This is a genomic window from Citrobacter sp. TBCS-14, assembly GCF_005280805.1.
Taxonomy (GTDB): Bacteria; Pseudomonadota; Gammaproteobacteria; order Enterobacterales; family Enterobacteriaceae; genus Citrobacter; species Citrobacter gillenii.
This window is the reverse complement of the sequence record NZ_SZWM01001087.1, coordinates 372-607: the sequence shown is the minus strand read 5'-3', so window position 1 is coordinate 607 and position 236 is coordinate 372.

Genomic DNA, 236 nt, shown 5'->3' with positions numbered 1-236 from the left:
CTTGCCCTGTGATTAATATAGGGTTATTGGACAAAAATAAGGCACCGTCTGACAAACGATATAAATCTCCTTTCACATGATCCAGATTGCATCAAATGAGTGATTTACGTCTAATTACGCTGCATTTATGCGATATGGTTCACCTTGATTCATCTTTGTGCTGATTTTTACAGCGAACTTTTTTACACTCCGGCGAATGAATCAGGAGGACAGGAGGTGAGTGTGGATCCCCTACG